Source organism: Bradyrhizobium sp. Pha-3, from assembly GCF_042258325.1.
Taxonomy (GTDB): domain Bacteria; phylum Pseudomonadota; class Alphaproteobacteria; order Rhizobiales; family Xanthobacteraceae; genus Bradyrhizobium; species Bradyrhizobium elkanii.
In genome coordinates, this window is sequence record NZ_CP170151.1 from 6,197,338 (window position 1) to 6,220,825 (window position 23,488).

At 60.7% G+C, this 23,488-nt stretch carries 21 protein-coding genes, 2 tRNA genes and 5 pseudogenes; 17 read left to right on the forward strand and 11 right to left on the reverse strand.

Translation table 11 applies throughout. The features are described 5' to 3' along the window. The first annotated feature begins 154 nt into the window (after positions 1 to 154). Positions 155 to 1,348 carry a CaiB/BaiF CoA-transferase family protein gene (locus tag ACE10X_RS29425; RefSeq protein ID WP_253591594.1) on the forward strand — a complete coding sequence of 398 codons (1,194 nt, stop codon included), beginning with the start codon at positions 155 to 157 and terminating at the stop codon, positions 1,346 to 1,348. Positions 1,349 to 1,404: 56 nt separating this feature from the next. Here ACE10X_RS29425 and ACE10X_RS29430 read toward each other — a convergent pair. From ACE10X_RS29430 to ACE10X_RS29450, 5 genes and pseudogenes are all read right to left on the reverse strand, one after another. Further along, a pseudogene (locus ACE10X_RS29430) lies at positions 1,405 to 2,781 on the reverse strand (tripartite tricarboxylate transporter permease); the annotation flags it as partial. Positions 2,782 to 2,798: 17 nt separating this feature from the next. Continuing rightward, positions 2,799 to 3,340, reverse strand: a pseudogene (locus ACE10X_RS29435) (tripartite tricarboxylate transporter TctB family protein). 76 nt (positions 3,341 to 3,416) lie between these two features. Further along, complete coding sequence (gene mtnA, locus ACE10X_RS29440; RefSeq protein WP_253591592.1) at positions 3,417 to 4,517, reverse strand: S-methyl-5-thioribose-1-phosphate isomerase; 1,101 nt, start codon at positions 4,515 to 4,517, stop codon at positions 3,417 to 3,419. A gap of 40 nt (positions 4,518 to 4,557) precedes the next feature. Continuing rightward, complete coding sequence (locus tag ACE10X_RS29445; RefSeq protein ID WP_069275535.1) at positions 4,558 to 5,433, reverse strand: S-methyl-5'-thioadenosine phosphorylase; 876 nt, start codon at positions 5,431 to 5,433, stop codon at positions 4,558 to 4,560. 133 nt (positions 5,434 to 5,566) lie between these two features. After that, complete coding sequence (locus ACE10X_RS29450; RefSeq protein WP_370168858.1) at positions 5,567 to 6,544, reverse strand: tripartite tricarboxylate transporter substrate binding protein; 978 nt, start codon at positions 6,542 to 6,544, stop codon at positions 5,567 to 5,569. 460 nt (positions 6,545 to 7,004) lie between these two features. Between ACE10X_RS29450 and ACE10X_RS29455 the strand changes: the two genes are divergently transcribed. The 3 genes from ACE10X_RS29455 (at position 7,005) to ACE10X_RS29465 (ending at position 11,993) form a co-directional block, all read left to right on the forward strand. Continuing rightward, complete coding sequence (locus ACE10X_RS29455; RefSeq protein WP_253591591.1) at positions 7,005 to 7,781, forward strand: hypothetical protein; 777 nt, start codon at positions 7,005 to 7,007, stop codon at positions 7,779 to 7,781. A 13-nt stretch (positions 7,782 to 7,794) separates the two neighbouring features. Further along, positions 7,795 to 9,153 carry a hypothetical protein gene (locus ACE10X_RS29460; RefSeq protein ID WP_253591590.1) on the forward strand — a complete coding sequence of 453 codons (1,359 nt, stop codon included), beginning with the start codon at positions 7,795 to 7,797 and terminating at the stop codon, positions 9,151 to 9,153. A gap of 590 nt (positions 9,154 to 9,743) precedes the next feature. After that, complete coding sequence (locus ACE10X_RS29465) at positions 9,744 to 11,993, forward strand: calcium-binding protein (protein ID WP_375763240.1); 2,250 nt, start codon at positions 9,744 to 9,746, stop codon at positions 11,991 to 11,993. Positions 11,994 to 12,554: 561 nt separating this feature from the next. On the opposite strand, the gene ACE10X_RS29470 is transcribed toward ACE10X_RS29465, so the two are convergent. Further along, positions 12,555 to 12,627: transfer RNA gene (locus tag ACE10X_RS29470), tRNA-Leu, on the reverse strand. 45 nt (positions 12,628 to 12,672) lie between these two features. Further along, positions 12,673 to 12,748: transfer RNA gene (locus ACE10X_RS29475), tRNA-Thr, on the reverse strand. A gap of 191 nt (positions 12,749 to 12,939) precedes the next feature. Between ACE10X_RS29475 and ACE10X_RS29480 the strand changes: the two genes are divergently transcribed. The 3 genes and pseudogenes from ACE10X_RS29480 to ACE10X_RS29490 all read left to right on the forward strand — a co-directional run bounded on the left by ACE10X_RS29480 (position 12,940) and on the right by ACE10X_RS29490 (position 14,253). Beyond that, positions 12,940 to 13,125 carry a hypothetical protein gene (locus ACE10X_RS29480; RefSeq protein WP_259239821.1) on the forward strand — a complete coding sequence of 62 codons (186 nt, stop codon included), beginning with the start codon at positions 12,940 to 12,942 and terminating at the stop codon, positions 13,123 to 13,125. Positions 13,126 to 13,224: 99 nt separating this feature from the next. Then, positions 13,225 to 13,676: pseudogene (locus ACE10X_RS29485) on the forward strand (hypothetical protein). A 175-nt stretch (positions 13,677 to 13,851) separates the two neighbouring features. Further along, positions 13,852 to 14,253 (forward strand): hypothetical protein, encoded by a 402-nt coding sequence (locus ACE10X_RS29490; protein ID WP_253591587.1) that lies wholly within the window; start codon positions 13,852 to 13,854, stop codon positions 14,251 to 14,253. A gap of 67 nt (positions 14,254 to 14,320) precedes the next feature. Here the strand turns inward: ACE10X_RS29490 and ACE10X_RS29495 are convergent, their stop codons facing one another. Further along, entirely contained in the window at positions 14,321 to 15,571 is a 1,251-nt protein-coding gene (locus ACE10X_RS29495; RefSeq protein ID WP_253591586.1) for a transglutaminase domain-containing protein, read from the reverse strand. Positions 15,572 to 15,923: 352 nt separating this feature from the next. Here ACE10X_RS29495 and ACE10X_RS29500 point away from each other — a divergent pair, with 352 nt between their 5' ends. The 5 genes and pseudogenes from ACE10X_RS29500 to ACE10X_RS29520 all read left to right on the forward strand — a co-directional run bounded on the left by ACE10X_RS29500 (position 15,924) and on the right by ACE10X_RS29520 (position 18,515). Beyond that, a complete protein-coding gene (locus ACE10X_RS29500) occupies positions 15,924 to 16,214 on the forward strand; it encodes a hypothetical protein (RefSeq protein ID WP_245313713.1) in 291 nt (96 codons plus the stop codon). Between the two features lie 35 nt (positions 16,215 to 16,249). Next, the gene (locus ACE10X_RS29505) at positions 16,250 to 16,462 is read left to right on the forward strand and encodes a hypothetical protein (protein WP_069275526.1); all 213 of its coding nucleotides are present in this window, start codon (positions 16,250 to 16,252) and stop codon (positions 16,460 to 16,462) included. 51 nt (positions 16,463 to 16,513) lie between these two features. After that, the gene (locus ACE10X_RS29510; protein ID WP_253591585.1) at positions 16,514 to 16,654 is read left to right on the forward strand and encodes a hypothetical protein; all 141 of its coding nucleotides are present in this window, start codon (positions 16,514 to 16,516) and stop codon (positions 16,652 to 16,654) included. Between the two features lie 458 nt (positions 16,655 to 17,112). Further along, complete coding sequence (locus ACE10X_RS29515) at positions 17,113 to 17,331, forward strand: hypothetical protein (protein ID WP_069275525.1); 219 nt, start codon at positions 17,113 to 17,115, stop codon at positions 17,329 to 17,331. 298 nt (positions 17,332 to 17,629) lie between these two features. Continuing rightward, positions 17,630 to 18,515: pseudogene (locus ACE10X_RS29520) on the forward strand (DNA ligase). Between the two features lie 72 nt (positions 18,516 to 18,587). Here the strand turns inward: ACE10X_RS29520 and ACE10X_RS29525 are convergent. The 3 genes and pseudogenes from ACE10X_RS29525 to ACE10X_RS29535 form a co-directional block, all read right to left on the reverse strand. Further along, positions 18,588 to 19,013, reverse strand: coding sequence for a Gfo/Idh/MocA family oxidoreductase (locus tag ACE10X_RS29525; RefSeq protein ID WP_375763241.1), 426 nt, complete (start codon positions 19,011 to 19,013; stop codon positions 18,588 to 18,590). Positions 19,014 to 19,035: 22 nt separating this feature from the next. Beyond that, positions 19,036 to 19,164, reverse strand: a pseudogene (locus ACE10X_RS29530) (gfo/Idh/MocA family oxidoreductase); the annotation flags it as partial. 45 nt (positions 19,165 to 19,209) lie between these two features. Further along, positions 19,210 to 19,665, reverse strand: coding sequence for a Gfo/Idh/MocA family protein (locus ACE10X_RS29535; protein ID WP_375763242.1), 456 nt, complete (start codon positions 19,663 to 19,665; stop codon positions 19,210 to 19,212). A gap of 401 nt (positions 19,666 to 20,066) precedes the next feature. Here ACE10X_RS29535 and ACE10X_RS29540 point away from each other — a divergent pair, with 401 nt between their 5' ends. The 5 genes from ACE10X_RS29540 to ACE10X_RS29560 all read left to right on the forward strand — a co-directional run bounded on the left by ACE10X_RS29540 (position 20,067) and on the right by ACE10X_RS29560 (position 23,453). Then, the gene (locus tag ACE10X_RS29540) at positions 20,067 to 20,555 is read left to right on the forward strand and encodes a hypothetical protein (protein WP_245313710.1); all 489 of its coding nucleotides are present in this window, start codon (positions 20,067 to 20,069) and stop codon (positions 20,553 to 20,555) included. 36 nt (positions 20,556 to 20,591) lie between these two features. Continuing rightward, the gene (locus ACE10X_RS29545; protein ID WP_038386906.1) at positions 20,592 to 20,864 is read left to right on the forward strand and encodes a hypothetical protein; all 273 of its coding nucleotides are present in this window, start codon (positions 20,592 to 20,594) and stop codon (positions 20,862 to 20,864) included. Positions 20,865 to 21,067: 203 nt separating this feature from the next. After that, positions 21,068 to 21,499 (forward strand): transposase, encoded by a 432-nt coding sequence (locus ACE10X_RS29550; RefSeq protein ID WP_375762907.1) that lies wholly within the window; start codon positions 21,068 to 21,070, stop codon positions 21,497 to 21,499. Next, positions 21,496 to 21,852 carry an IS66 family insertion sequence element accessory protein TnpB gene (gene tnpB / locus ACE10X_RS29555; RefSeq protein WP_063980520.1) on the forward strand — a complete coding sequence of 119 codons (357 nt, stop codon included), beginning with the start codon at positions 21,496 to 21,498 and terminating at the stop codon, positions 21,850 to 21,852. Before ACE10X_RS29550 ends, tnpB begins: the two co-directional genes overlap by 4 nt. A 122-nt stretch (positions 21,853 to 21,974) precedes the next feature. After that, positions 21,975 to 23,453 carry an IS66 family transposase gene (locus tag ACE10X_RS29560; RefSeq protein WP_375764599.1) on the forward strand — a complete coding sequence of 493 codons (1,479 nt, stop codon included), beginning with the start codon at positions 21,975 to 21,977 and terminating at the stop codon, positions 23,451 to 23,453. Positions 23,454 to 23,488 lie beyond the last annotated feature (35 nt).

Below are 23,488 nucleotides of genomic sequence, written 5' to 3' on the forward strand. Positions count from 1 at the left end.
GGACCGCAAAATACAGGAGCCGAACTTCACGGAACCATGGCTGGTTGTTTCCGGCCCCGTTTGTGATCCGGGTAACAGTTGGAAAGGCCTGCCAAATTGTCTATGGCAGATGGGCTCAAGCCCCCGGGCAGCCCGCCCAACAAGAGGTGTCTCAATGCCCTTTCCCCGCGCATCCCAAGCCCTGTCCCGTTTCACCGTGCTGGATTTGACCCGGGTCCGGTCTGGGCCGACCTGCGTGCGTCAGCTCGCCGATTGGGGCGCCAATGTCGTCAAGATCGATGCGCTAATGGAGGACGGCGGTGGCGAGCAGCCGGGCGGCCCGCGCGGCGGGTCCGACTTCCAGAACCTGCATCGCAACAAGCGCGCCATGACGCTGAACCTCAAGGACCCCAAGGGGCTCGAGGTGTTCAAGCGACTGGCCGAACAGGCTGATGTCGTGGTCGAAAACTTCCGGCCGGACGTCAAGGCCAAGCTCGGCATCGATTACGAGAGCATCCGCAAGATCAACCCGCGGATCGTCTATGGCAGCATCTCCGGGTTCGGTCAGGACGGCCCCTATCACAAGCGCCCAGGCTTCGATCAGATCGCCCAAGGCATGGGCGGCCTGATGTCGGTGACCGGCGCGCCCGGCGGCGGACCGATGCGGGTCGGCATTCCCGTCGCCGACCTCACCGCGGGCCTGTTCTGTGCGATCGGCATCCTCACGGCGCTGCTGGAGCGCGACGTATCCGGCGAAGGCCAGTGGGTGCAGACCTCGCTGCTGCAGGCCCAGATCTTCATGCTGGATTTCCAGGCGGCACGCTGGCTGATGGAAAAGGAAGTGGCCAAGCAGGCCGGCAACAACCATCCGACCTCGATCCCGACCGGCGTGTTCAAGACCTCCGACGGCTACATCAACATCGCCACGACAGGCGGGCGGATCTGGGAGCGTTGTGCACAGGCGATCGGCGCGCCCGAGCTGGTCACCGACCCCGACTACGCGACCGCCCCGGCCCGCTCGAAGAATCGCGACGCGCTGAACGCCAGGATCGGCGCGCTGACCGAGAAGAAATCGACCGAGACCTGGGTGCAGGAGCTGAACGCCGCCGGCGTGCCGTGCGGGCCGATCTACGCGATCGACCAGATGTTCGAGGATGCCCAGGTCAAGCATCTCGGCATGGCCCAGCACGTGCCCAATGACGAGAACCGGCAGATCCAGCTGGTCAGCCAGCCGGTGACGCTGTCGCGGACGCCGAGCAGGATGGCCGCCCGCCCGCCGGAGTTCGGCGAGCAGACCGAAGAGCTGCTGGCCGAATTCGGCTTCGGCAAGGATGAGATCGCCGAGCTCCGTCAGCGCAAGGTGGTTTGACGGTATCAAACCACCAACGCCCTAGCGGTTCGAGGTCGCCGGATCCCGGACCACCACTACGCCCGTGCAGGCCGCAGCATTCGTCCGAGCCCGACGAACGCCTTGTCGATCACCGGCCAGAACAGCAGCACGATCGCCAGCGTCGTGATGGTGCCGACCAGGCCGTTCGACCAGAACACCTTCATGTCGCCGCCGGAGCCGATCATCGAGAGGCGGAACGCATCCTCGGCGCGGTTGCCGAGCACCAATGCCAGGGTGAACGGCGCGAGCGGAATCCCGATCTTCTTGAAGACGTAGCCGACGACGCCGAAGCCCAGCATCAGCCAGATATCGAACATCGCATTCTGGATCGCATAGGCGCCGATCGCGCAGGACACCACGATCATCGGCGCTACCGCCGCGAACGGCACGCGCAGGATCGAGGCGAAGATCGGCACCGTGGTCAGCACCAGCACCAGGCCGACGACATTGCCGAGATACATCGAGGCGATCAGGCCCCAGACGAAATCCTTGTGCTCGACGAACAGCAGCGGCCCCGGGTTGAGGCCCCATACCATCAGGCCGCCGAGCAGGATCGCAGCGGTCCCCGAGCCGGGAATGCCCAGCGCCAGCATCGGCAGCAGCGCCGAGGTGCCTGAGGCATGCGCGGCGGTCTCCGGCGCGAACACGCCCTCGATCCGGCCCTTGCCAAAGCTCTCTTGATCCTTGGCGAAGCGCTTGGCGAGGTTGTAGCCCATGAAGGAGGCCGCGATCGCGCCGCCCGGCGTGATGCCGAGCCAGCAGCCGATCACCGACGAGCGCAGCAGCGTCACCCAGTATTTCGGCAAGTCCTTCCACACCGAGAGCACGACGCGCAGGCTGATGCCGGCGGCGTGTCCACGCAGCGCGAGGCGCTCCTCCATCGTGAGCAGGATCTCGCTGATGCCGAACAGGCCGATGACGGCGACGAGGAAGTTGATACCGCGCAAGAGCTCAGCGGAGCCGAACGTCATGCGCAGCTGCCCGGACACCGTATCCATGCCGACGCCGGCAAGCAGCAGCCCGAGCGACATCGAGATCACCGTCTTGTGCTTGGCCTCGCGGCCGAGGCCGACGAAGGAACAGAAGGTCAGGAGATAAACGGCGAAGAATTCCGGCGGGCCGAACCTCAGCGCAAACGACGAGATCATCGGCGCCAGGAAGGTGATCAGCAGCACCGCGACCAGGGAACCGACGAAGGACGAGGTGAACGCCGCGGTGAGCGCTTCGGCCGCCCTGCCCTGCTGCGCCATCGGATAGCCGTCGAAGGTGGTCGCGACCGACCAGGCCTCGCCCGGGATGTTGAACAGGATCGAGGTGATGGCGCCGCCGAACAGCGCGCCCCAGTAGATGCACGACAGCATCACGATCGCGGACGTCGGATCCATCGTGAAGGTCAGCGGCAGCAGGATCGCGAAATCCTGTCGGTTCGCTAGCGGCCGAGAGCCGCTTCGAGCGGCCCCTTCGGCATGATGACGTCGAACGCGACATCGAACGTTATGAACATCGCGGCGGTGAAGACGAAGGCGGTGAGCAGCGACTTCCACAGCGCGATCTTGCCGACGAGGCGCATGAAGCCCGCGATCAAGAGAAAGCTCGCGACGTAGAGGCCGAGATATTGGGTGGCGAGGCAGAACAGCAATGTCGGCACGAACACCGCCATCACCCGGCGAAGCTGGGCCCGGGTGACAAAGGTCTCGGCAGCTTCCCGGCGCGAGACGAAGGCGGCACCCAGGCCATAGAGGCTGGCACCGCCGAGGATCACCGAGAGGTAGAACGGAAAATAGCCCGGCTGCGGACCGGTCGAGTCCCACGACACGCCCGTGCGCCAATTGTCCAGCCGAGCACCACGGCGAGCGCAAGCAGCAGCAACGACACGACGACGTCGACGACGCCGGTGCTGACGACCGCCGGCGAGTTATCTTCAGGTGCGGTCGGATCGTCGACGACGATCTCAAGTTCGGTATTGGACATGGATGAGACGGTCTGGGTTGCGAGGGCAACGATTGGGATAGCGTGCTGATGCAACCACCGTCAATGCAGCCTTCAGCTAAACGGTGGAACGTTCGGGAAAGGCGCTCGCAAGTGCAGCACGCTCCGGCTTGAGAACGCCGCGCTCGGTGATCAATCCGGTCACCAGCCGCGCCGGCGTCACGTCGAAGCCGAAATTGGCCACCGACGAGCCGTCCGGAACCACGCGCACGGTTTCAATCCGGCCATCCGCCGTGCGTCCCGTGAGGTGCGTCACCTCGTCGGCCGCGCGCTGCTCGATCGGAATCTGCCTGACACCGTCATCGATACTAAAGTCGATGGTCGGTGACGGCAGCGCAACATAGAACGGCACGCTGTTGTCGTGGGCAGCGAGCGCTTTCAGATAGGTCCCGATCTTGTTGCAGACGTCGCCATTGGCGGCGACGCGATCGGTGCCGACGATCGCGAGATCGACCATCCGATGCTGCATCAGATGGCCGCCGGTGTTGTCGGGGATCACGGTGTGCGGCACGCCGTGGTGACCGAGTTCCCAGGCGGTGAGCGAGGCGCCCTGATTGCGCGGCCGCGTCTCGTCGACCCAGACGTGGACCGGAATGCCGCGATCGTGCGCCTGGTAGATCGGCGATGTCGCCGTTCCCCAATCCACGGTTGCAAGCCAGCCGGCGTTGCAATGCGTCAGGACGTTCACCACCTCGCCCGGCTTCTTGGTCGCAGCGATCGTCTCGATCAGGCCGAGCCCGTGACGGCCGATCTCGCGGTTGATCTCGACATCCTCGTCGGCGATCTCGCGCGCGCGGGCATAGGCCGCCTCGGCGCGGGCCGAAGCCGCGAGCGGCGCCAGCGCACGCTGCATCTCGTCAACAGCCCATTTCAGATTGACCGCGGTCGGCCGGGTCGCAAGCAGCATCTTGCCGGCGCGCTCGAGCGCCGCATCGGAGGCGTCGGCGCGCATCGCAAGCGCCACACCATAGGCTGCGGTCGCGCCGATCAGCGGCGCGCCGCGGACCAGCATCGAGCGGATCGCCTCGCCGGCCTCGTCCGCCGTGGTGAGTTTGGCGACGATGAATTCATGCGGCAACCGGCGCTGATCGATCGCGCCGACCGACCAGCCGTCGGGCTCGAGCCAGATGCTGCGAAAATGTCGTCCATCGACTTTCATGTCCTACGCCCTTCGCGTCGCGCGCTCCTGAAGCACTTCTTCACGAGCGTAGCACCCGTCCAGCGACGGCATCGAGCTTGGCCAGCAGCCGCGGATCGCGGGCCGCGGGCGCCGTGATCAGCGCGGTGTCCAGCGCACGATCCGAACCGACCGGACACGGCTCGTGCTCGCGCGGGAAATCCCGCGCCAGCCGCGCGACCAGCGCCTTGGCCTTCTCGGCATTCGAATTCAGCACGCGGATGATATCCTGCACTGTCACGGCATCATGCGCCGGATGCCAGCAATCGAAATCAGTGACCATCGCCACGCTGGCGTAGCAGATCTCGGCCTCGCGGGCGAGCTTGGCTTCCGGCATGTTGGTCATGCCGATCACCGAATAGCCTTGCGCCTTGTAGGTCAGGCTTTCGGCGAGCGAGGAGAACTGCGGCCCCTCCATGCAGAGGTAGGTGCCGCCGCGGCCGAAGGCGATGGCTTCGGCTTCGGCCGCGGCGGCGAGGTGCCTCGCCAGCAACGGCGACACCGGATGCGCCATCGAGACATGCGCGACGCAGCCCTTGCCGAAGAACGAGCTCTCTCGCTTGTGGGTGCGATCGACGAACTGGTCGACCAATACGAACGTGCCCGGCGGCAGCTCTTCCTTGAACGAGCCGCATGCGGACAGCGCGATGAGGTCGGTGACCCCCGCCCGCTTCAGCACATCGATATTGGCGCGATAGTTGATGTCGGACGGCGACAGCGCGTGTCCATGGCCGTGCCGCGGCAGGAACACTATCGGCAGTCCCGCCATCTCGCCGCGTCGGAGCGGCGCGGACGGCTCGCCCCAGGGGCTTGTGATTGCCTCCTCGCGGACATTTTCCAGGCCCGGCAGGTCGTAGATGCCGGATCCACCGATGATCCCCAACACGGCTTTGGTCATGATCGCTCCTCACGGTCCCGCAACGGCGCCGGAGGGGTGACCCAGCCCGATCGGGCTCGCCGGACGTTCGGCCATACTGCGGCGCAGTAATCACTGCGCCGCTGCGCTTGCAAGGCAATTCCGGATCGGACCGCTATTTTGCGACGAACCCTGCCGCGTTCATCAGCGAGGCATTCTGCTTGTCGTCATCCTCGAGGAACTCAACCATGTCCTTGCCGGTGAGGAAGATCGGCTTCAGCGCCTGCTTCTCCATGTAGTCCTTGTATTCCGGCGTCTGCGTCACCTTCTGGAACAGGTCGACATAGAACGCCTGCTGCTCCTGCGTGACCTTGCCCGGCAGGAACATCGCGCGCAGCATCAGATACTGCACGTCGAGCCCCTCTTCCTTGCAGGTCGGGATGTCGTTCCAGGATTGCGTGTCGGTGACCTTGGTCTTGTAGGAGATGCGCTCCTTGTCGAACACGCAGAGCGCGCGAACCTGTCCGGCGCGCCAGACTTCGAGGTTCTCGCTCGGATTGTTGACGTTGGACTCGGTGTGGCCGCCGACCAGCTGGGTCGCGGCCTCGCCGCCGGACTTGTACGGCAGATAGGAGAATTTTGCGCCGGTCTTCTGCTCCATGAACACAGTCAGCACGTGATCCTCGCGCTTGGAGCCGGTGCCGCCCATCTTGAACGGCGCACTTGCTGCCTTCGCGGCAGCGATGAACTCCTTCACGGTCTTCGGACCGGAGGCGTTGTCCCACAGCACGAACTGGTCGAGTGCGATCACCGACACCGGGGTGAGGTCGCGCCAGTTGAACGGAATCTTGGCCGACAGCGGCAGCATGTAAATCAGCGAATAGGCGATCAGCACCTTGTTGGGATCACCCTCGCTGGACTTCATGTACATCAGCGCTTCCGCACCCGACGCGCCGCCCTTCAGCGACACCACCATCGGCTGCTTCATCAGATTGTTTTTCTGGATCGCCGCCTGCATCATGCGCGCCATCTGGTCTGAGGCGCCGCCGGCACCGGCCGCGACCACGATTTCGACCGGCTTGCTCGGCTCCCAGCCGGCAAAGGCCGGCGCGCTCAGCAAGAGGGCCGCGATTGCAGCCGTGGTTTTTACAATCTGTCCCACGTATTTCTTCCCTATCTATTTGTTCGGCTTGGCAAAACCTGCGAGGTGGCGGGCTCGCGTCATTGTGCCGAGAATGAAGGTGAGTTCAAGCCGCGAACTGCCGCATGGCCTATGACTTTGGAATGAGGCAAGCGCGGCAATTGCGTTCGACTGAATGCACTACCACCACGGTTTGGTCGCTTTCATCCTAGATCCTAAGCAGCGCCAGCCATCCTCCAGCGTGACGGCGTTCACGGGTTCCAGGCGCGGCGCCTTCGGAGAGGATAAAGTATTCGTAGAGGCCACTGGGGCACGCACTCAATCTAAGATATTCCTCAATCAAGAACTATCGGAAGAATCCTATTCCTCGACGAGAGATCGTGTCGGGAGAAAAATATGCAAAGCATAACTTAACCTGACAATCAGTTCATCAAATCGCATCTTTGGAAGCGTTTTCGGGACGGCAATTATCATGGAGCAGCTAACGTTCCATTTCAAAATGTTTCTTCGGTCCAAGAAAAGGATGTCGTCATTACGGACAACATACCAATCATCTCGGATCAAGATTGTCGAATTGGCGCGCCTCGGCGCATTCTCCAGCGAGACGATGTTTGAGCGGCCAGACCTCATCCCAGAGAGGCTTTCGACGGCGTTGGACCAGATGCAACGGTGTTTGCCGCAAAGCTGGTCGTTTCTCAGTCGCGTTGATCTCTCATACATCCTTGCGTCAACTGCAGCGCACAACCTCAAACCTTATGGCAAGGGGTGCCCGTCGCAGGAGTTCAGCGAATTACTGAAGTCGGAGTGTCTCGATTGCTCGAACTACGGTCTGCTGACCTATTATATTTCACGTTTGCTCCTGAGCGAAGAGGATCGCAAACCGCTCAGCTTTGTAGGATGGGATGGAGGAGCGATAGGCAATCATCAAATGCTGTTTCTAAGCGAGCACGAAAAGACGCCGCATCTGGCAATCGATCCCACGCTAGGTATCGCCTGCATCGCGACCTTCGATGAGATCGCGTCAGGAAAACCTATCCCGCCTAATGCAATCGCGATCATTGGCGCGAGAGAACAGCTCAGCGCATCCAGGCTAGCGTTCGTTACGGCGCTTCTCAGGGGACAATTTCGACCGTCCCAGCTGCTCTACTATTTTCCAACCGGTGAAGACTATCTCACGCGGTATGGCAACCCGTTCGATTGGCCGACACCGGCCATTTCCATCCTGCGAGACCGGCATTCCGGGAAGTGAGGCGGCGAGGACGATGCATACCGCCATTAAGAGCAGGTCGCGCAGCACTCTCGTTCTCTATGACCCGAACGCCTTGGCCACCGAATTCGTCCGTCAGCACTTGATGGCGATCCAACGCCATTCAAGACATGACGTGGTTTATGCCGCCGCAACGTTTGATTGCAGGGCCGATTTTCCACTCGAATTGTTCGACGCGCTCATCGTACACTTTTCGGTACGCATGCCCTTCGAAACGATGTCGCCCTCGTTCGTCGAACTGGTGTCCAAATTCAGTGGACCCAAGATATTGTTGATCCAGGACGAATACGACATGCCGCGGAAGGCATGCGCTTTGATTAGGAAACTCGGCATCAGCACGATCTTCACCACCGTGCCCAAGCCATTTATCGATCGGTTTTATCCGGCCGACGAAGTCCCGAACGTAAACTTTAGATCCTGCCTGACCGGCTATGTCCCCGACGAACTGCCGTTTGAGCTAACCACCCCGCTCTCGGCGCGACGCCTCTGGCTCGGTTACCGAGGTCGCAAGCTTCCGATCTGGTACGGGCAACTGGGATTCGAGAAATCAACAATTGCGCAGCGGATGCGAGCCGAATGTATTGCGCGCAATGTTCCTCATGACATTGAATGGGAAGAAGACAAGCGCGTTAATGGCTCCGCTTGGTTTAGGTTCATCACTAGCACCAGAGCTATGCTCGGAACCGAGAGCGGCGCCAACGTGATGGACGCCTGGGGTGATATTCGTAACGATGTTCTGGCGATGGCGAAAGAGCATCCGGATCTCAGCGATGATGAGCTTTACAAGCGCGCGGTAGCACCGCATGAGAACAATGTCATCATGGGTCAAATGAGCCCAAAGATCTTCGAAGCGATTGGACTGAAGACAGCGCTGATCTTGTTCGAAGGATCCTACTCCAACGTGATCAAACCCGACGAGCACTACATTCCACTCCGAAAGGACTACAGGAATCTCGATGACGTCCTAAAGCGGCTCGCCGACGTGACCGACCTCCAAGAGATGGTTGATCGCGCCTACCATGACGTCATTGAAAGTCGCGATTATGGCTACCATAGATTTGTCAGCGACATCGACGAAGCGATAGAGCAAGCCGGCATCCTTGGTCCGCCGCGGGAACGACAACTGACCTTCGCTCTGGTACGTATCGATGGGCAAAACGAAAGCTGGTCGACGGTGACCCCGCATCTGCCGCTCACCGCTCCGATTTCACTCCGCTCAGCGCCACCGCCAGATCGACTTCTCACAGGTAGAGCCCGCGACCTCTGGTTGAAGGTGCCTGAAAAGGTGAGGACCCCGTTGTCAGCCCTGCTCGGCCCGCCGGCTAGACGCGTCAAGGCGCTGCTCCGACAATGAAGCAACGCGGCACGCGAGGCCTAAAGATACGTGGCAAGAAGTTGATCAACCTTAAACTGAACGACAAAGCTGGGTGACCGCACTCATTTAATCCCTCGTTGCTGGTGCTGAATTGCGATGAATCAAGATCTTGCGGACCGTCGTCGTGGTATGCGGGCCCGTCCAACGGTCCTGATAGTTCTCGCAAACCCATAGCGGAGGCGACACGCATCGAGGAGCGTTCGCGTCGTTCGAATACTGCCTGCGGTGCGGACGCTGCGAGCGATCTCTCTTCCCACGTGAGGTTCCCGGCGCTTTTGGAACTGGTTGTATTCGACAGCTTGTAACTCTTTTGAGGGATTGCCTGCATACCGCTTTCGTATTTTTCTAATCATTGCACAGAAATGGGAGATTTTGAATTTCATTGCCGCTCCAATCCGCCTGAATGGCTCCGATTGGACTTCTGTCATCCGATCAGCTCGACACGCTAACTGGCCCGGCAGCTTTCCGCTGCTGCACGGCTGTCGCCCTTTTTGGCTCTCGAGCGGATCGTTCCGGCTGGTTTTGATGCTCGCTGCGCGGCAACCATTGATGACGCAAAGGGAATTATTATGGCGACATTCACGGGCACATCGGGCAACGACTCTCTGTCCGGGACACCAGACGGTTCGAATACAAATGACACGCTGTTGGGACTTGCCGGCAATGACACGCTGATCGGCGGCGATGGCGCCGACTCCCTTGACGGCGGCACCGGAACTGACTTCGCATCCTACATCGACTCGGGTACTGGTCTTAGAGCAAGCCTAGCGAACCCGTCTGACAATACGGGCATCGCGACCGGCGACACTTACACCTCGATCGAAGGACTGATCGGCAGCAACTTCAACGATTATCTGATCGGTGATGCCAACGCTGACTTCCTGCAAGGCGGTCTAGGTGCCGATTCGCTGGACGGCGGAGCAGGCTTTGACTACGCCGACTATTTCAACGCTTCAGCCGGAGTCGTCGCCGATCTGGCGAACTCTGCCCTGAGTACGGGAGAAGCTGCTGGAGATGTCTACTTCTCGATTGAAGCACTCAGGGGAAGTGAGTTCAACGATACGCTGATCGGCGACGCCGGCACCAACTTCCTCCGCGGCGGCCTTGGCGCGGACTCCCTCGACGGCGGAGCAGGATACGACTATGCCGATTATAGCAATGCGAGCACTGGCGTTCTCGTCGATCTCGCAAACTCCGCGCTGAACACCGGTGAAGCCGCCGGAGACACGTTCACCTCGATTGAAGGCATCCAGGGAAGTGCCTTTGCCGACACCCTGATCGGCGATGCAGGCAACAATGCTCTGCGTGGCCAGGCCGGCGCCGATTCGCTCGACGGCGGAGCAGGCTTTGACTTCGCAGATTACGGCAATGCTGCGACGGGAGTGGTTGCAAATCTCGCGAATTCGGCCGTCAACACCGGCGACGCTGCGGGTGACACTTACGCCTCGATCGAAGGTATCATCGGCTCGGCCTTCAACGACACCCTGACGGGAGATGGGGGTACTAACATTCTGCGCGGCGGCCTTGGTGCCGACGTGCTGGACGGCGGAGCCGGCAATGACTTTGCAGATTACAGTTTCGCCAGCGCTGCCGTACTTGCCAGCCTTGCAACGCCCGCCTCGAATACGGGCGAGGCTGCCGGGGACACATACACCTCGATCGAGGCGCTGAGTGGGTCGGACTTCAACGATACCCTGATCGGTGATTCCGGCAACAACCTGCTCGACGGCACGGGGGGAGCAGATTCGCTCGTAGGTGGTTTGGGCGCCGACACGATGGTTGGTGGGCTCGGCAACGATACCTGTTACGTCGACAATCCTGGCGATGTGGTGATCGAGAACACCGGCGAGGGCACCGACACCGTTTACACCACCATCACCTATGGCCTGACCGCAAACGTCGAGAATCTGATCCTCGACGGGGCCGGCAACATCTCCGGCGTCGGCAATGGACTGAACAATGTCCTGACAGGCAATGCCGGCAACAATACCCTCTACGGCGGTGACGGCAACGATACCGCCACCGGCGGCGGTGGAAACGATGTCCTCGTTCTTGGCAACGGCAACGATTATGGCGATACCGGCGACGGCAACGACTACATCTATGCGGGCGCCGGCAACGACGTCCTGATCGGCGGCCCCGGGCTCGACGTTCTGCTGGGAGAGGACGGCAATGACGTGGAGTATGGCGGCTCCGGCTTCAACTATTTGTTTGGCGGCAGCGGCACCGACACCTTGATCGGCGCGGGAGGTGCTGCCGCGAGCGACGTCAATGTGATGTTCGGCGGAGATGGTACTGACTACCTCTATGGCGGGGTTGGCACCAACTACTTCTATGGCGGCACCGGCGTCGATACGATGTACGGCGGCTCCGGCCTGAACATCTTCATCTCGTCGGGCGAGACCGACGGCAACCTCATCTACGGCGGTTCCGGCCAGAACTATGTTTATGGCTCCGACGGCGGCGATAAGGTGACCGGCGGTGGCGGCGTCGACGTGTTCCTGATGGGCAGCGGGGCCGACCAGATTACCGGCGGCGGCGGGGTTGATTATGCCTGGGGCGGCGGCGGTGCGGATACCTTCACCATCAACGACACCAGTTCGGAGATCATGGTCATCCAGGACTTCAACACGGGCGGAGTGAACGACTTCGTCAACTTCGCGGGTACATCGTTGCATTCGTTCGCCGACGTCCAGGCGGCTGAATTCTATAATGCCGGGATCAACACCACAATCGTCACGGACGCCGCCGGCAACGCGGTCTGGCTGATCGGCCTCGCGCCGGGACAGCTCGACGCGAGCATGTTCAAGTTCAGCTGAGGTGGCACCCGCCAATAAAGCCGCCGACCGGCTTCCCTGGAATTGGACCGAGAACAAGCAGTCCAAAGCCGCCGTTGCTGCCTGAGGGTATGAGGACAATGGGTCGCCAGAAAATCGGAGTGCCGTTCAACGTCGAGGCCATGCCGCGCCTTCGGGCAACGATCGATGCGATGCCGGTGAGCGATCATCTGGCACGGTAAGCCCTTCACCGCTACGGGTTTCGGAAACCACTTTCGTGACCTCTGCCAAAAGGCGGAACAGACATTGGCTTATCCTCTGATCCGGTGAGCCAGAATTCTGCGAGTTCTCTGATGAACAGGTTGATGCCGTGCTCGAGCGCGAGATGGCCGAGTACATCAGATGGTGGAACACGCTGACCGCGCTTCAGCAGTATCGCGTCAGCCGGCGCTCCGCGGTCGAAGGCTGCCTGACCTGGCGCAAAACGATCCGCGCCGCTTCGACAGCGATTTCTTCTGGGATCAGTTGCGCAGCCGACAGGAGCGGCTGCTCAAGCTGCTGCGCACCGAGCGCGCAACGGGCGTCTATCCAGGCTCAGCGTGATGGTGGCCCGAGCAGGATTCGAACCCGCAAGAAAGACTGTTTTGAGCAGCCGGCGTCTACCAAATTCCGCCACGTCCGCGTTGATGAAGCCAACGTAGGGAAGTCCATAGTTGGCGAATGGTGCCACCGGCGCGGATCGAACGCACGGCCTCGTCCTTACCAAGAACGCGCTCTCCCAACTGAGCTACGGCGGCTCACGTGAAGCCTTCACGTGAAGGCTAAACCGACGCCGCAGTCACGGCTTCGTTATGCGTATTTCCCGGTGTGGGTTACGCCCTGGAATAGCTGTCTCAGTGATGCAGCACGATTTGACTCTGGTGCTGGTGCAATTTCCACTGCGTTATCATGACCAAAAATCTTTCGCCGCCGGCCCAAGGAAAGCCCGATGCTAGACGCCACAGCAGAGACGGCCCGATGGATGAAAGTGACCGAGGCAATCGTCGCGAAATTGCAGCGGCAAAGTGTCGCTGAGGCGGTAGCGGATCTCAGGTTCGACCCGCTTGAGTTGGCGCGGGTGGCGATCCGAGCGACTGACGCCGACGTGGTTCCGTTCCGTAAGCCGTCCAAATGACATAGTGCCAATTGACCACAGTCTTGCCCACCGACGTCCGCGAAACGCAACTCGTAGCGGCTTCTCGCGCACGAGATTCGGCGCGATGATCTGGCCATCATGGCCCCCAAGCTCCACCCTACCCCGCTGTCCGGCGGCGACCGCAAGCTAGTGATCAAGGAGCTGGCGCGCGCCCGGGCGGTGACGACGATGCTCGCCACCCGATCGGCCGAGAAGCGCGCCGCCGGCGAAGCGCTGATCCGCGAAGCCGACGAGCTGCTCTGTCAGAGCTGGAACGAAAAGATGTGGGCCGACGGCGGCCCAGTCGACCCCTCACCCTCGATCGACCAGGCCATCAATGCCGGCTATCCGTGGCTCGAGATCAAATGCACCCGCTGCAAAGCGCCGCGCGCGGTCGACCTGGTAGCCCTGCGACACGTGCCGACAACCCACGTGCATGACCTGGCCGCCTCCGCTGTGTGAAATGCAGCAAGGCCGGCAAGCGGTCGGCCGCCGAGCTGCTGCAGCTATGGCAGCGCCGCCCGATCGGAGACGACCCGGGACCGAGTTGACGCGCCGGCGCCACAATGAATCAGGTCGGGAGCAATGGAACATCGTCTAGGGCGACGTCGTCGTCGGCTCGATCGGGCTGCGCGCCGGCGTGCCGAACCATGCCGATCAGTGGGAATGGAAATGCGGCTTCCACCCCCGGCTGTAATCGGTCGACCGGAGGCCCGGCCGCGAGCTTTGACGAAGCGCGCGCGGCGTTCGAAGAGGGGCGAACTGCTGCCGACACTGACCGAGGAGCACTTCCAGACTTGGCGCGATCAGCGCGATTGGATCGCGCGCAAGCGGGCGATGTGGGCGCGCGGCGAGAAGCTGCCTTCAGAGCGGCCGTCGTCACTGATGCGCTGTTCCTGTGGCGCGACCTTTGATAGCCACCGACCGGCCGAAAGTCAGATTCACACCCTCACATCTACGCTGCGGAAAGACACGATGGAATTCGACAATGAAGATGAAAGAAGACCGCCGCTGGGCAGCCCCGGAGCAAGCGGCGCGCCGCGCCGCGCCGACCGCCTGATCGTAGTGAATGCCTTTAAGCCGAAGCCGTCGGCTCCGTGCGAGGACCAACGATCAAGCGGATCATAGATCTGAAGGCCTTGAGGATGTGATTACGACCTGTCGGGCACGTGTCATGGCCGCCGGCAGAGGCCGCTCATTGGTCCGCGCGATCCCACTCAATGGATCGAAGCACGACATAGGCAACATCTGCATCGGATTTCAACGTCAGGGATTTCGGTTGGCGCGCCAAGAATTGATATTGTTGCTGATCCCTCGAAAAATTGCGGCAAGCATCGTCCAGGCATATGCGGACGGGCTGATCGCCTTCTTGCGCCGCGCCGGCGACGTTGACCGTCACCTTGTAGTTTCCGATTGGCGCATTGAGCTTGTACGAAACACCGATCGAGTTTCCATCGTGGACGTTATCTCCCAGAAAATTAGGAATATCGAGGAAGGTTTCGCTGCCGCGTTTGCTTGCCAGCGACAGGGGGATCGTTCCTTCGCCGCCGCGGATGACTGCCGCGTCGGCGTTTAGGTAGCCGAAGGAATCGAACTGCCTTGTCTTTTCGTAAAAGGCATAAGGCATGAGAGCGCGGTTGCGCATGAGTTTGGTCCCGGTCCTCGATTTGTCCAAAATTTCTTCCAGTGTTCGCAGCGCGAACGGCACGCCGGGAGTGCCGTCGATCCAGTAGCCGCCATAGGTCGTATCGATGGGACGCCAGCCTCCATCGATCAGCACCTCCGGAATGACGTGGTTCAGTCTTTGACCCTCGTCGCTGTAATAGAATTCGACGGGTCGCGCCTTCAGGTCGGCGAGCTTCAGCAGTTCGATACCGACCCACGTTTGATTGCCGCAGATTCCATGCCTTGCCTCGATGCAAAGATCAGGATTGGCGCCGGGCTCCGCAAAGGTGCCATTCAGATTAAGAAACTCCCGGTCAGAAGAACTGATCAGAATGGGCACGGCCGTCGCGACCTGCGTCGCATACAGATGGGAAAAACACGCTACCGTTGGTGCCCGCAAAGCATCTTCGCGCGTCACCTTCTTATTGGCTGATTGGCCGGAGACGGGACCATTCGAAATGTTCGGGCACACGTCGGGATAGCCGACCGTCTGCCATGTGGCCAAAGCGCCCTGATAGAGCAGGCAAGCTTCGTACATCACCGGTCTTGATCGCGGGCAGCTAAAATCTCCGCGCGCGATCTGATCCGCTACCAGCTCTGCGACTCGCGCCGGTTCGGACGACACCGATTGCGCGGGCTCTATGCCCCCGGTCTGTGTTGCCGATACCCATCGGAGTCCGATCGCAGCGATCAAAACCAACAATATTAAACGAAGAGTCTTTAAATCCATTTCATGATCTTTTGTCGCGCGCGCTCCATCGGCGAGAATTTTCGCCTGCACATCTAGCGGCCCCCCTCTCGCAGTGACAATGACCCATTTGGTCTAGGCTTGAGAGACAAGATGAAACACAAAGAAACAAGTTGCTGGATGCCGCTTCCCATTCGACCGATTCGGCTGGAAAATAGCTCCAATCGCCCTTACTGCGCGCCCCATTGTCAAAGCCCACACCCGTGTACATGACCGAAGCTGAGACCGCCCGACTGATGAAGGTGACCGAGGCGATCGTCCGCGAGCTCGATCGCCGAGGCGTCGCTGATACGCTTGTTAAACTCAGGTTCGATGCGCTCGAGATGGCCTAGGTAGCGATCCGAGCCGCTGACGGCGACGTGGTGCCATTTCGGAGGCCGTAGACGTGGTTGAGCCCAAGATCACCCTGGGCGAGATGCGCCAGTCCGGCGCGCGCGGCCTCCTCGTCTTCTGCTCTGACCACCGCTGCAGCCATTCTGTCGAGCTGCCGCCGGGAAAGGTCGATCAGTGGCCGGATCGCGTCCGCCTCTCCGACCTCGAGCCTCACCTCACCTGCATGGCTTGCGGCCGGCGCGGCGCCGATGTACGGCCGCACTTCCCGCAGGCGAGGATGGGAACAAGGAACAAGCTGAGGCATGCCGAGAAAGACCGGTCAAAGGGCGGTCCGACGATCTGAGGAACGCTGACTGGCCTCGATGGTTAGAAGGCATTATGGCGCCTCCCGTCACCGTTTATTTCACCTGCATCAGCTGCGGCATCGTCTATTCAGCGAGCCAGGAACGCAGCGCAACCCATACCAATACTTCCGGCGAGTTCGATTGCCGGCAATGTGGAAAGCTTGTTCATCACTGGGCCGGGATCTACGACTATAACGAATGGAGAATCGCCTACGTGCTGTCCAAGCATCCCAAGGTAAGAAATTAAATACGTGGGTGATCGCCCATACCCCGATCCTGAGAAAGCCGCCGCAGGATCATGGAGCACGCCCGGGCGTTCGGGCCGATCCAGGATGGACGAATCTACATCGAGAAGATCAACTATCCGATGCTCTACCAGGACAAGGCGACGCCGGCCGAATATTGGGCCGGTCTTGAGTATGCCAAGGATCAGGGCTAGCTCGAATACCACGAGAGCGGGACGTTCGTGAGTATGCTTCAGCCAGGCAAAGACCTGTTCGCCTGACATCAAATACTGAAACTCCCCGATCTCCACTATGTTCTGAGAAAAAAGCCCCCCGGCGCGCGGCCGGGGGTGATGGGAGTTTTTCCAATGTATCAATCAAAAATCGGGACGTGACCCGACGATCCAGCCTTAGCAGGCATCTTCGGAAATTGCCACTTTTTCCCCGAAACCTTGACGCCGCCGTCGAAGCGAGTTTGAATTCGCTCCTCGGCTCTCTCCAGGCCGAGAACCCCTACCGCACAAGGCGAGGCTCCGGAGAAGCGCCAAACCGGGGCTTCTGCTGCGATTCGTAAAACCGGCCCGGGACACCGGTCTTCCGGGCATGCCCAAATTGTCCTGGCCGCAATAGGCCATTTCCCCATTTCAAAACAAGCCGCGGGGACCGTGCGGCGGTGAAGCATCCCGATCAGTTTGACGTGGATGATCCAGCAGACGCTTTTGTTATCACCGACGACTTTATGTCGGCGGGACGCATCGGCGGAGCCCTCAGCATTCCCATTCCGCAATTGAAGGTCGGTCAATTCCATCGCGTGAGCGGGAACAGATTGCAGGTCAACGAGTCGCAGATCAGGTACAAAACCGAACTTGGATACCTGATTTCGATCCTTTGAAAGAGGCCGCCAACTCAGGCGGCTAATGCAATCGTTCGCGCAGCTTCTTGATGATCTCGCGAGGGTCCTTGGCGTACTCCTCGATGATCCGCCGCGCCTCCTCTAAGCGTGTAGGGGACTTTGGCTCTTCCGTGGGCTTGATGGGTTCCTTCATGGCGGGAGGGTTGAGCTGGGCCAGATACGGCCGATTGAGCTAGATCAAGGGCGGGCGCCTCCGACCCTGCCATTTGGCCGTCCGTTTCTGCCGCCGCGCGGAACTTCGTTCCCCCACGGAGAACACCGGAAACACTTCTCCCCTCTGGATTGCCAGATCCGCACCAAGGCGCTCTTCCCCGGCTTCATTGCGCCGGCGCTGGCGTCGCCGATCGAGAAGGTGCCAAGCGGCTCGCGCTGGATTCATGAGATCAAATTCGACGGTTACCGCGTTCAGACCCATCTCGCCAATGAAATTGTGACCATATACACCCGCCGCGGCAACGATTGGACGAAACGCTTCAAGAAAATTGCCAATGACGCCTGGCACATATCCGCGGCGTCCGCGATCATCAACGGAGAAATCGTCGGGCATCGCCAAACGGAACGACGGATTTTTCAGTACTACAGAACGAGCTGCGCGGCAGATAGACCAAGATCGTTATGGTCGCCTTTGATCTGCTCTATCTCGACGGCCGCGATCTTCGTAAGCTGCCGCTGAAAGAGCGCAAGAGCGTGCTGAAGAAGCTCATCGCTGGCACCGCCATCCAGTTCAGCGAGAGCTTCGAGGTCGACGGCCGCGAGATGTTCGCTACGAGGGCGTCGTGTCGAAGGTGGCGGACAGCAGGTATCCGACGGGCACCCGCAGCCGGGATTGAGTGAAGAAGACCTGCGCCCAGCGCGAGACGCTGACAATCGCGGGCTTTGCGCTCGACGGCATTGAATGGGATGGCATCTATGTAGGCCGGCGCGAGGGCGACGAGCTGATCTATGCCGGCAAAGTCGACCACGGCTTCGACAAGGTCTCAGCTGCGGATCCTCGCAAGCGCCTGACGCCGCTGATCCGCAAGACGCAGCCCTACACTAAGCGCATTGCGCATAAGGCGATCTGGGTTGAACCGAAAGTGATGGCCGAGATCCAGTACCGCGCAAAATCCGCCGAGGGCAAGGTGCGGCATTCGTTCTTTCGCGGTGTCAGAGAGGACCTATGACCGTGCCGCGCTGCAGCTGCTGCGATGATACCCGCTGGGTCTGCGAAGCCCATCCTGACCAGCTTGGTATTGTTATTGAGAAAGAGCCCGACGCCAGTCAGAGCGACGGCTCGCTGCACTGACGCCCAGCCGACTCAGCCGTGGCGTGAAGCGCAGCGCGACTTCCCCGCCGGTCTCGATCGACTCATAGAGAGCCGAGATCAGCTCCAGGCTCTTGCGGCCCTCGAGCCCATCGACCAGTGCGGCGCGCTGGTTCTCCAGGCAATCGACCACATGATGATAATAGGCCTGATGGCCGAAGCTGTAGACGTTGGGCGGGTTGACCGAGAACTTCTCCACGACGTCCTTGTCGGACGGCAGCTCGTCGACAAAGCGCCAGTGCCGGATCTGGTTGACCGCGAAGCCTGAAATCTCGACCGTACCCTTTTCGCCCAGGATCGAGAGCGAGCCCTCGAGATCGGTCGGGCGCGCCGCGGGTGGTCGCCTCGATGATCCCAAGCGCGCCGTTGCGGAACTTCAGCGTTGCGACCGCCGTATCCTCGGTTTCGATATTGGCCAGCGCCGTTGCCGCGCGCGCATGTACGCTCACCACATCACCGAAGAACCACTCCAGCATGTCGACATGGTGGCTCGCCTGATTGGTCAGCACGCCGCCGTCATAGGCCCAGGTGCCGCGCCAATCGTCCTGGTCGTATTAGGCCTGGTCGCGGCACCAGCGCACCCGGACCGTCCCCAGGATGAGTTTGCCGAAGCGGCCGGCGTCGAGCGCCTCGCGCGCCTTGACCACCGGCACGTTGAAGCGGTTCTGCTTGACGATGAACATCTTGACGCCGGCCTGGTCGCAGGCCCGGATCATGTCGTCGGCGTCCTGCAACCGCAGCGCCATCGGCTTCTCGACCACGACGTGCTTGCTGGCCCTCGCGCAGGCGATCACATGCGCGGGGTGCTGACCGATCAACGTCAGCACGGCGATGGCATCGATGTCCTTCCGCGCCAGGAATTCGTCCATGTCGTAATGGGCCGCGACGCCGAACTCCCCGGCAACCGCATCGGCGCGCGTGCGGATCGGATCGCAGACCGCGACCAGGCTCGTTCCCTCGATATGATTGCCACCCAGGAGATCCGAGTGACGCTTGGCAATACGCCGCACCCGAGCACGCCAAATCTGATCATGCAACAGACAGGCCCTATTATCGCGTGGCCGGCTACCATCTGAAGAGGATGATAACGGCCGCGACCAGCCAGATTGGCCAGAGACCAATCAGCATCGACAACCAAAACCGCAACTCCCTCCGAGCAACTGAACGTGTGCTCATCGGTTTACTCTACATCACGAGCCGTAAAACTACGGTAAACGAATGGATAGGGCACCGTTGCTATAAAAACGTCGCTTAGCCACTATTTCCAACCCTCTCGCATCCGTTGTATGGTTGTCAATCTCGTGTGGGCGAAACTATGTTTTTTCCATGACAGCGACCTTGATGGTTCTCATTGCAGGATCGGTTTTGCTCCTCGCGCTATCGGTTTTAGTCGCGTACCGGATGGGCTTTCGTGAAGGCCGAGAACAGGGATTATCAGAATCTTACAAGCTCTACGGCAGCACGCGGCGCACCTCTGAAATTGCAGGACTCAATACCCAAGGCGCGAAGCAAGGTGCTGTTCAGTAAAATCTCCCGCATTTCCTCTAGTACGCGAGTGACGGCCGGATCGACGGTATTCGCTTTGGCCGCCAGCGGGCTCCTTTACTTGATCCCGCAACAGCCGCCGGACCCACGAATTCGGCAGACCTTCCGTCTTTGGCAAGGCCATGCTTACGTAGTTCTCGTCAAATATCCGATCAGTAAAATCGCATCAGCACGTCTTTACGAAGACGATTACCCGCTAGGCCCAGCGAATAGCGATCCTCAGGACATCTCGTGGAAGGGCAATGGCCTTTACAGGATCTATCTGCAGCCCGATGAAACCGTTCCGACCTTGATGTTCTCTACGAGTGACAACACTGACCCAAACAATAACGGCAGAAAGTATCGACTAGAGTGAGTTAGGCTACTTCAGTCAGATCTAGGATACAGAGCTATGAAGATTTCCACGCGAGCTCTCGTTATCGCTACCATCATTTTCAATTGTATATCCATCGGATTATCCGAGGTGCAGCGGAGACAACTGGGCGCTACAGCTACCGAAGCCATGCTTGAATTGCGCAAGATAGAAAAAATGCGGCTCGATCAGCAGGCGGTTGAGTTAGATCGAACCTACAAACTAATTGCCGAGATTAATGCTCGAGTGAACAACGTCGAAGTACAAATGCAAAGTTTTCAGAAGCCGCAAGCCATAAACGTTGCCAAGTAAGGCTCGAGGGCAGATCGCAGGAGGTTTTGCCGTTGAGTGCGTTCTTCGTCGGTCAAGAATACGTCATTGGACTTGTCGTGATTGGCGCAGGTTTCCTGATTATGCTCGTCGGCTTCATTGTAAGCGTCGTTCCGCTCCCACCTTCTCGCGGCACATGGGATAGGCGAGTTTCACGATCTCTTTGAAGGGATCGGCTTGTGTCTATGTTTGACCATACGCTTAAGTCGGACGTGACGGCGCGCCGGCTGGAAGTGATCACGGAGACGGGACGCCGTCGTTGGTTCTCCAAGGACGAGAAGGCCCGGATCGTCGAGGAGACGCTGGTACCAGGCGCGGTCGTTTCCGAGATTGCCCGGCGACACGGGCTGACCCCACAACAAGTGTTCACCTGGCGCCGGCAAGCACGCCGGTTGCCGACGCCGATGGCTGACGATCCGCCGTTTGTACCGGCGGTGGTAGACGCCATGGTACCGGCCGTGGCTGTTGGCCATGAGCGCAAGACAGCGCGACGCAAGGCCAAGCCGGATGTCGAGGGCATCGAGATCGAAGCCGAAGGCGTCACTATCCGGGTCGGCCGAGGCGCCGACGTGACGATGATTGCGGCCATCGTCCATGCGCTGAAGGCAAGCCGGTGATCGGCCCGTCCGGAACTGTCCGGGTGATGGTGGCAACCAAGCCGGTCGACTTCCGCAAGGGAATGGAGGGGCTTGCGATGTTGGTACGCGAGCACATGAAGGCCGATCCGTTCTCGGGTGCTGTTTATGTGTTCCGTGCCAAGCGGGCAGACCGGATCAAGCTGATCTTCTGGGATGGTACGGGTTTGTGCCTGTTCGCCAAGCGGCTCGAGGAAGGCGTCTTCCGCTGGCCGAAGATCGAGGATGGCGTGATGCGTTTGTCGGCGGCGGAATTGTCGGCGCTGCTCGAAGGACTTGATTGGCGGCGTGTCCACGCGGCACGGGAGACGGTCGTGCCGACGCAAGCCGGATAATTGTGGGCCGCGCTGCGGCGAAGTGAATCAGGGGCATCGAGCACGTCGTCAGGCGGGCGCGAATATGCTCTGATTTGCCTGTGAGCGATAACCTTCCTGATGATCCCGAGACGCTGAAGGCGATGCTGCTTGCCGAGCGGCACGAGAGCGAGCGGCTGCGCCAGATCATCAAGGAGTTGCAGCGTCATCGCTTTGGCCGGAAGGCAGAGTCGCTTCCCGAGGAGCAGATGCTGCTCGGTCTCGAGGACGTCGAGCAGGTTGCGGCCTGTACGGAAGCCAGCCAAGACGAGACAGCTCCGGAAGGCCGGGCGGAGCGCGCACGCAAGCGCCGCAACAATCGCGGAGCACTACCGGCGCATCTGCCGCGGATCGAGGTCGTGGTCGACCTCGATGCCAAGACCTGCCCCTGCTGCAAGGGCGACCTGCACCAGATCGGCGAAGACAAGAGCGAGCGGCTGGACATGGTGCCGGCGCAGTTCCGCGTTGTCGTCACCCGACGTCCCAAATACGCCTGCCGAGCCTGCGAAGATGGCGTCCTGCAGGCCGAGGCTCCGGCCCGGTTGATCGAGGGCGGACTGCCGACGGAGGCAACCGTCGCCCAGGTTCTGGTGTCCAAATATGCCGATCATCTGCCGCTCTACCGGCAGGCCCAGATCTATGCCCGCCAGGGCATCGCTCTCGATCGATCGACACTGGCGGACTGGGTTGGGCATGCCGCCTTCCATCTGCGCCCGCTGCATGAGCGCCTTCTCACGGTGCTTCGAGCGAGGTCCAAGCTGTTCGCCGACGAGACGACGGTGCCGGTGCTCGATCCCGGTCGAGGGCGTACCAAGACCGGCCAGCTCTGGGCCTATGCCGCCGACGACAGGCCCTGGGGCGGCCTTGATCCGCCCGGCATCGCCTATGTCTATGCACCCGACCGCAAAGCCGAGCGGCTGTTCAGCCATCTTGCCGGCTTCAAGGGCGTCCTGCAGGTCGATGGCTACAACGCCTACCCAAAGCTTGCCGGACGTGGCGAGGTCGAACTCGCCTTCTGCTGGGTGCACATGCGGCGCAACTTCTACGAACTCGCGACAGCCGGCCCCGCTCCGATCGCGAGCGAGGCGCTGAAGCACATCGCCGCATTCTATGCGATCGAGAAGGAGATCCGCGGCCGCAGCGCGGAGGAGCGTCGCCTCGTGCGGCAGCAGAAGAGCCGACCACTGGCCGATGCCTTCGAGGTATGGCTGCGCACCAAGCTGGCTCTCATCAGCCAGAAGATCAAGCTCGCCGAGGCCATCCGCTACGCCCTCTCGCGCTGGCAAGGCTTAACGCGCTTCATCGATGACGGCCGCATCGAACTCGACAACAATACTGTCGAACGATCAATCCGTGGTATCAAGCTCAGTCGCAAGAACGCGCTGTTTGCCGGATCCGACGGCGGTGCCGAACATTGGGCTGTGGTCGCGTCCCTGGTCGAGACTTGCAAGCTCAACGACGTCGATCCGCTCGCCTATCTCACCGACGTCCTGACCAAAATCATCAACGGGCATCCAAACCGCGACATCGACCAGCTACTGCCCTGGGCCTACCGCGCTCAAGCCCTCAAAGCCGTGGCCTGAGAACGACGCTTACGCTTCATTGCTAGTCTGGTCGC

What these genes read in the sequence shown, in the direction of transcription:
- ACE10X_RS29425 (WP_253591594.1), top strand. Translation starts at nt 155, where the DNA reads ATGCCCTTTCCCCGCGCATCCCAAGCCCTGTCCCGTTTCACCGTGCTG.
- mtnA (WP_253591592.1), bottom strand. Translation starts at nt 4,517, where the DNA reads ATGAAAGTCGATGGACGACATTTTCGCAGCATCTGGCTCGAGCCCGAC.
- ACE10X_RS29445 (WP_069275535.1), bottom strand. Translation starts at nt 5,433, where the DNA reads ATGACCAAAGCCGTGTTGGGGATCATCGGTGGATCCGGCATCTACGAC.
- ACE10X_RS29455 (WP_253591591.1), top strand. Translation starts at nt 7,005, where the DNA reads ATGGAGCAGCTAACGTTCCATTTCAAAATGTTTCTTCGGTCCAAGAAA.
- ACE10X_RS29460 (WP_253591590.1), top strand. Translation starts at nt 7,795, where the DNA reads ATGCATACCGCCATTAAGAGCAGGTCGCGCAGCACTCTCGTTCTCTAT.
- ACE10X_RS29465 (WP_375763240.1), top strand. Translation starts at nt 9,744, where the DNA reads ATGGCGACATTCACGGGCACATCGGGCAACGACTCTCTGTCCGGGACA.
- ACE10X_RS29480 (WP_259239821.1), top strand. Translation starts at nt 12,940, where the DNA reads ATGCTAGACGCCACAGCAGAGACGGCCCGATGGATGAAAGTGACCGAG.
- ACE10X_RS29505 (WP_069275526.1), top strand. Translation starts at nt 16,250, where the DNA reads ATGGCGCCTCCCGTCACCGTTTATTTCACCTGCATCAGCTGCGGCATC.
- ACE10X_RS29510 (WP_253591585.1), top strand. Translation starts at nt 16,514, where the DNA reads ATGGAGCACGCCCGGGCGTTCGGGCCGATCCAGGATGGACGAATCTAC.
- ACE10X_RS29545 (WP_038386906.1), top strand. Translation starts at nt 20,592, where the DNA reads ATGAAGATTTCCACGCGAGCTCTCGTTATCGCTACCATCATTTTCAAT.
- ACE10X_RS29550 (WP_375762907.1), top strand. Translation starts at nt 21,068, where the DNA reads ATGTTTGACCATACGCTTAAGTCGGACGTGACGGCGCGCCGGCTGGAA.
- ACE10X_RS29560 (WP_375764599.1), top strand. Translation starts at nt 21,975, where the DNA reads ATGCTGCTTGCCGAGCGGCACGAGAGCGAGCGGCTGCGCCAGATCATC.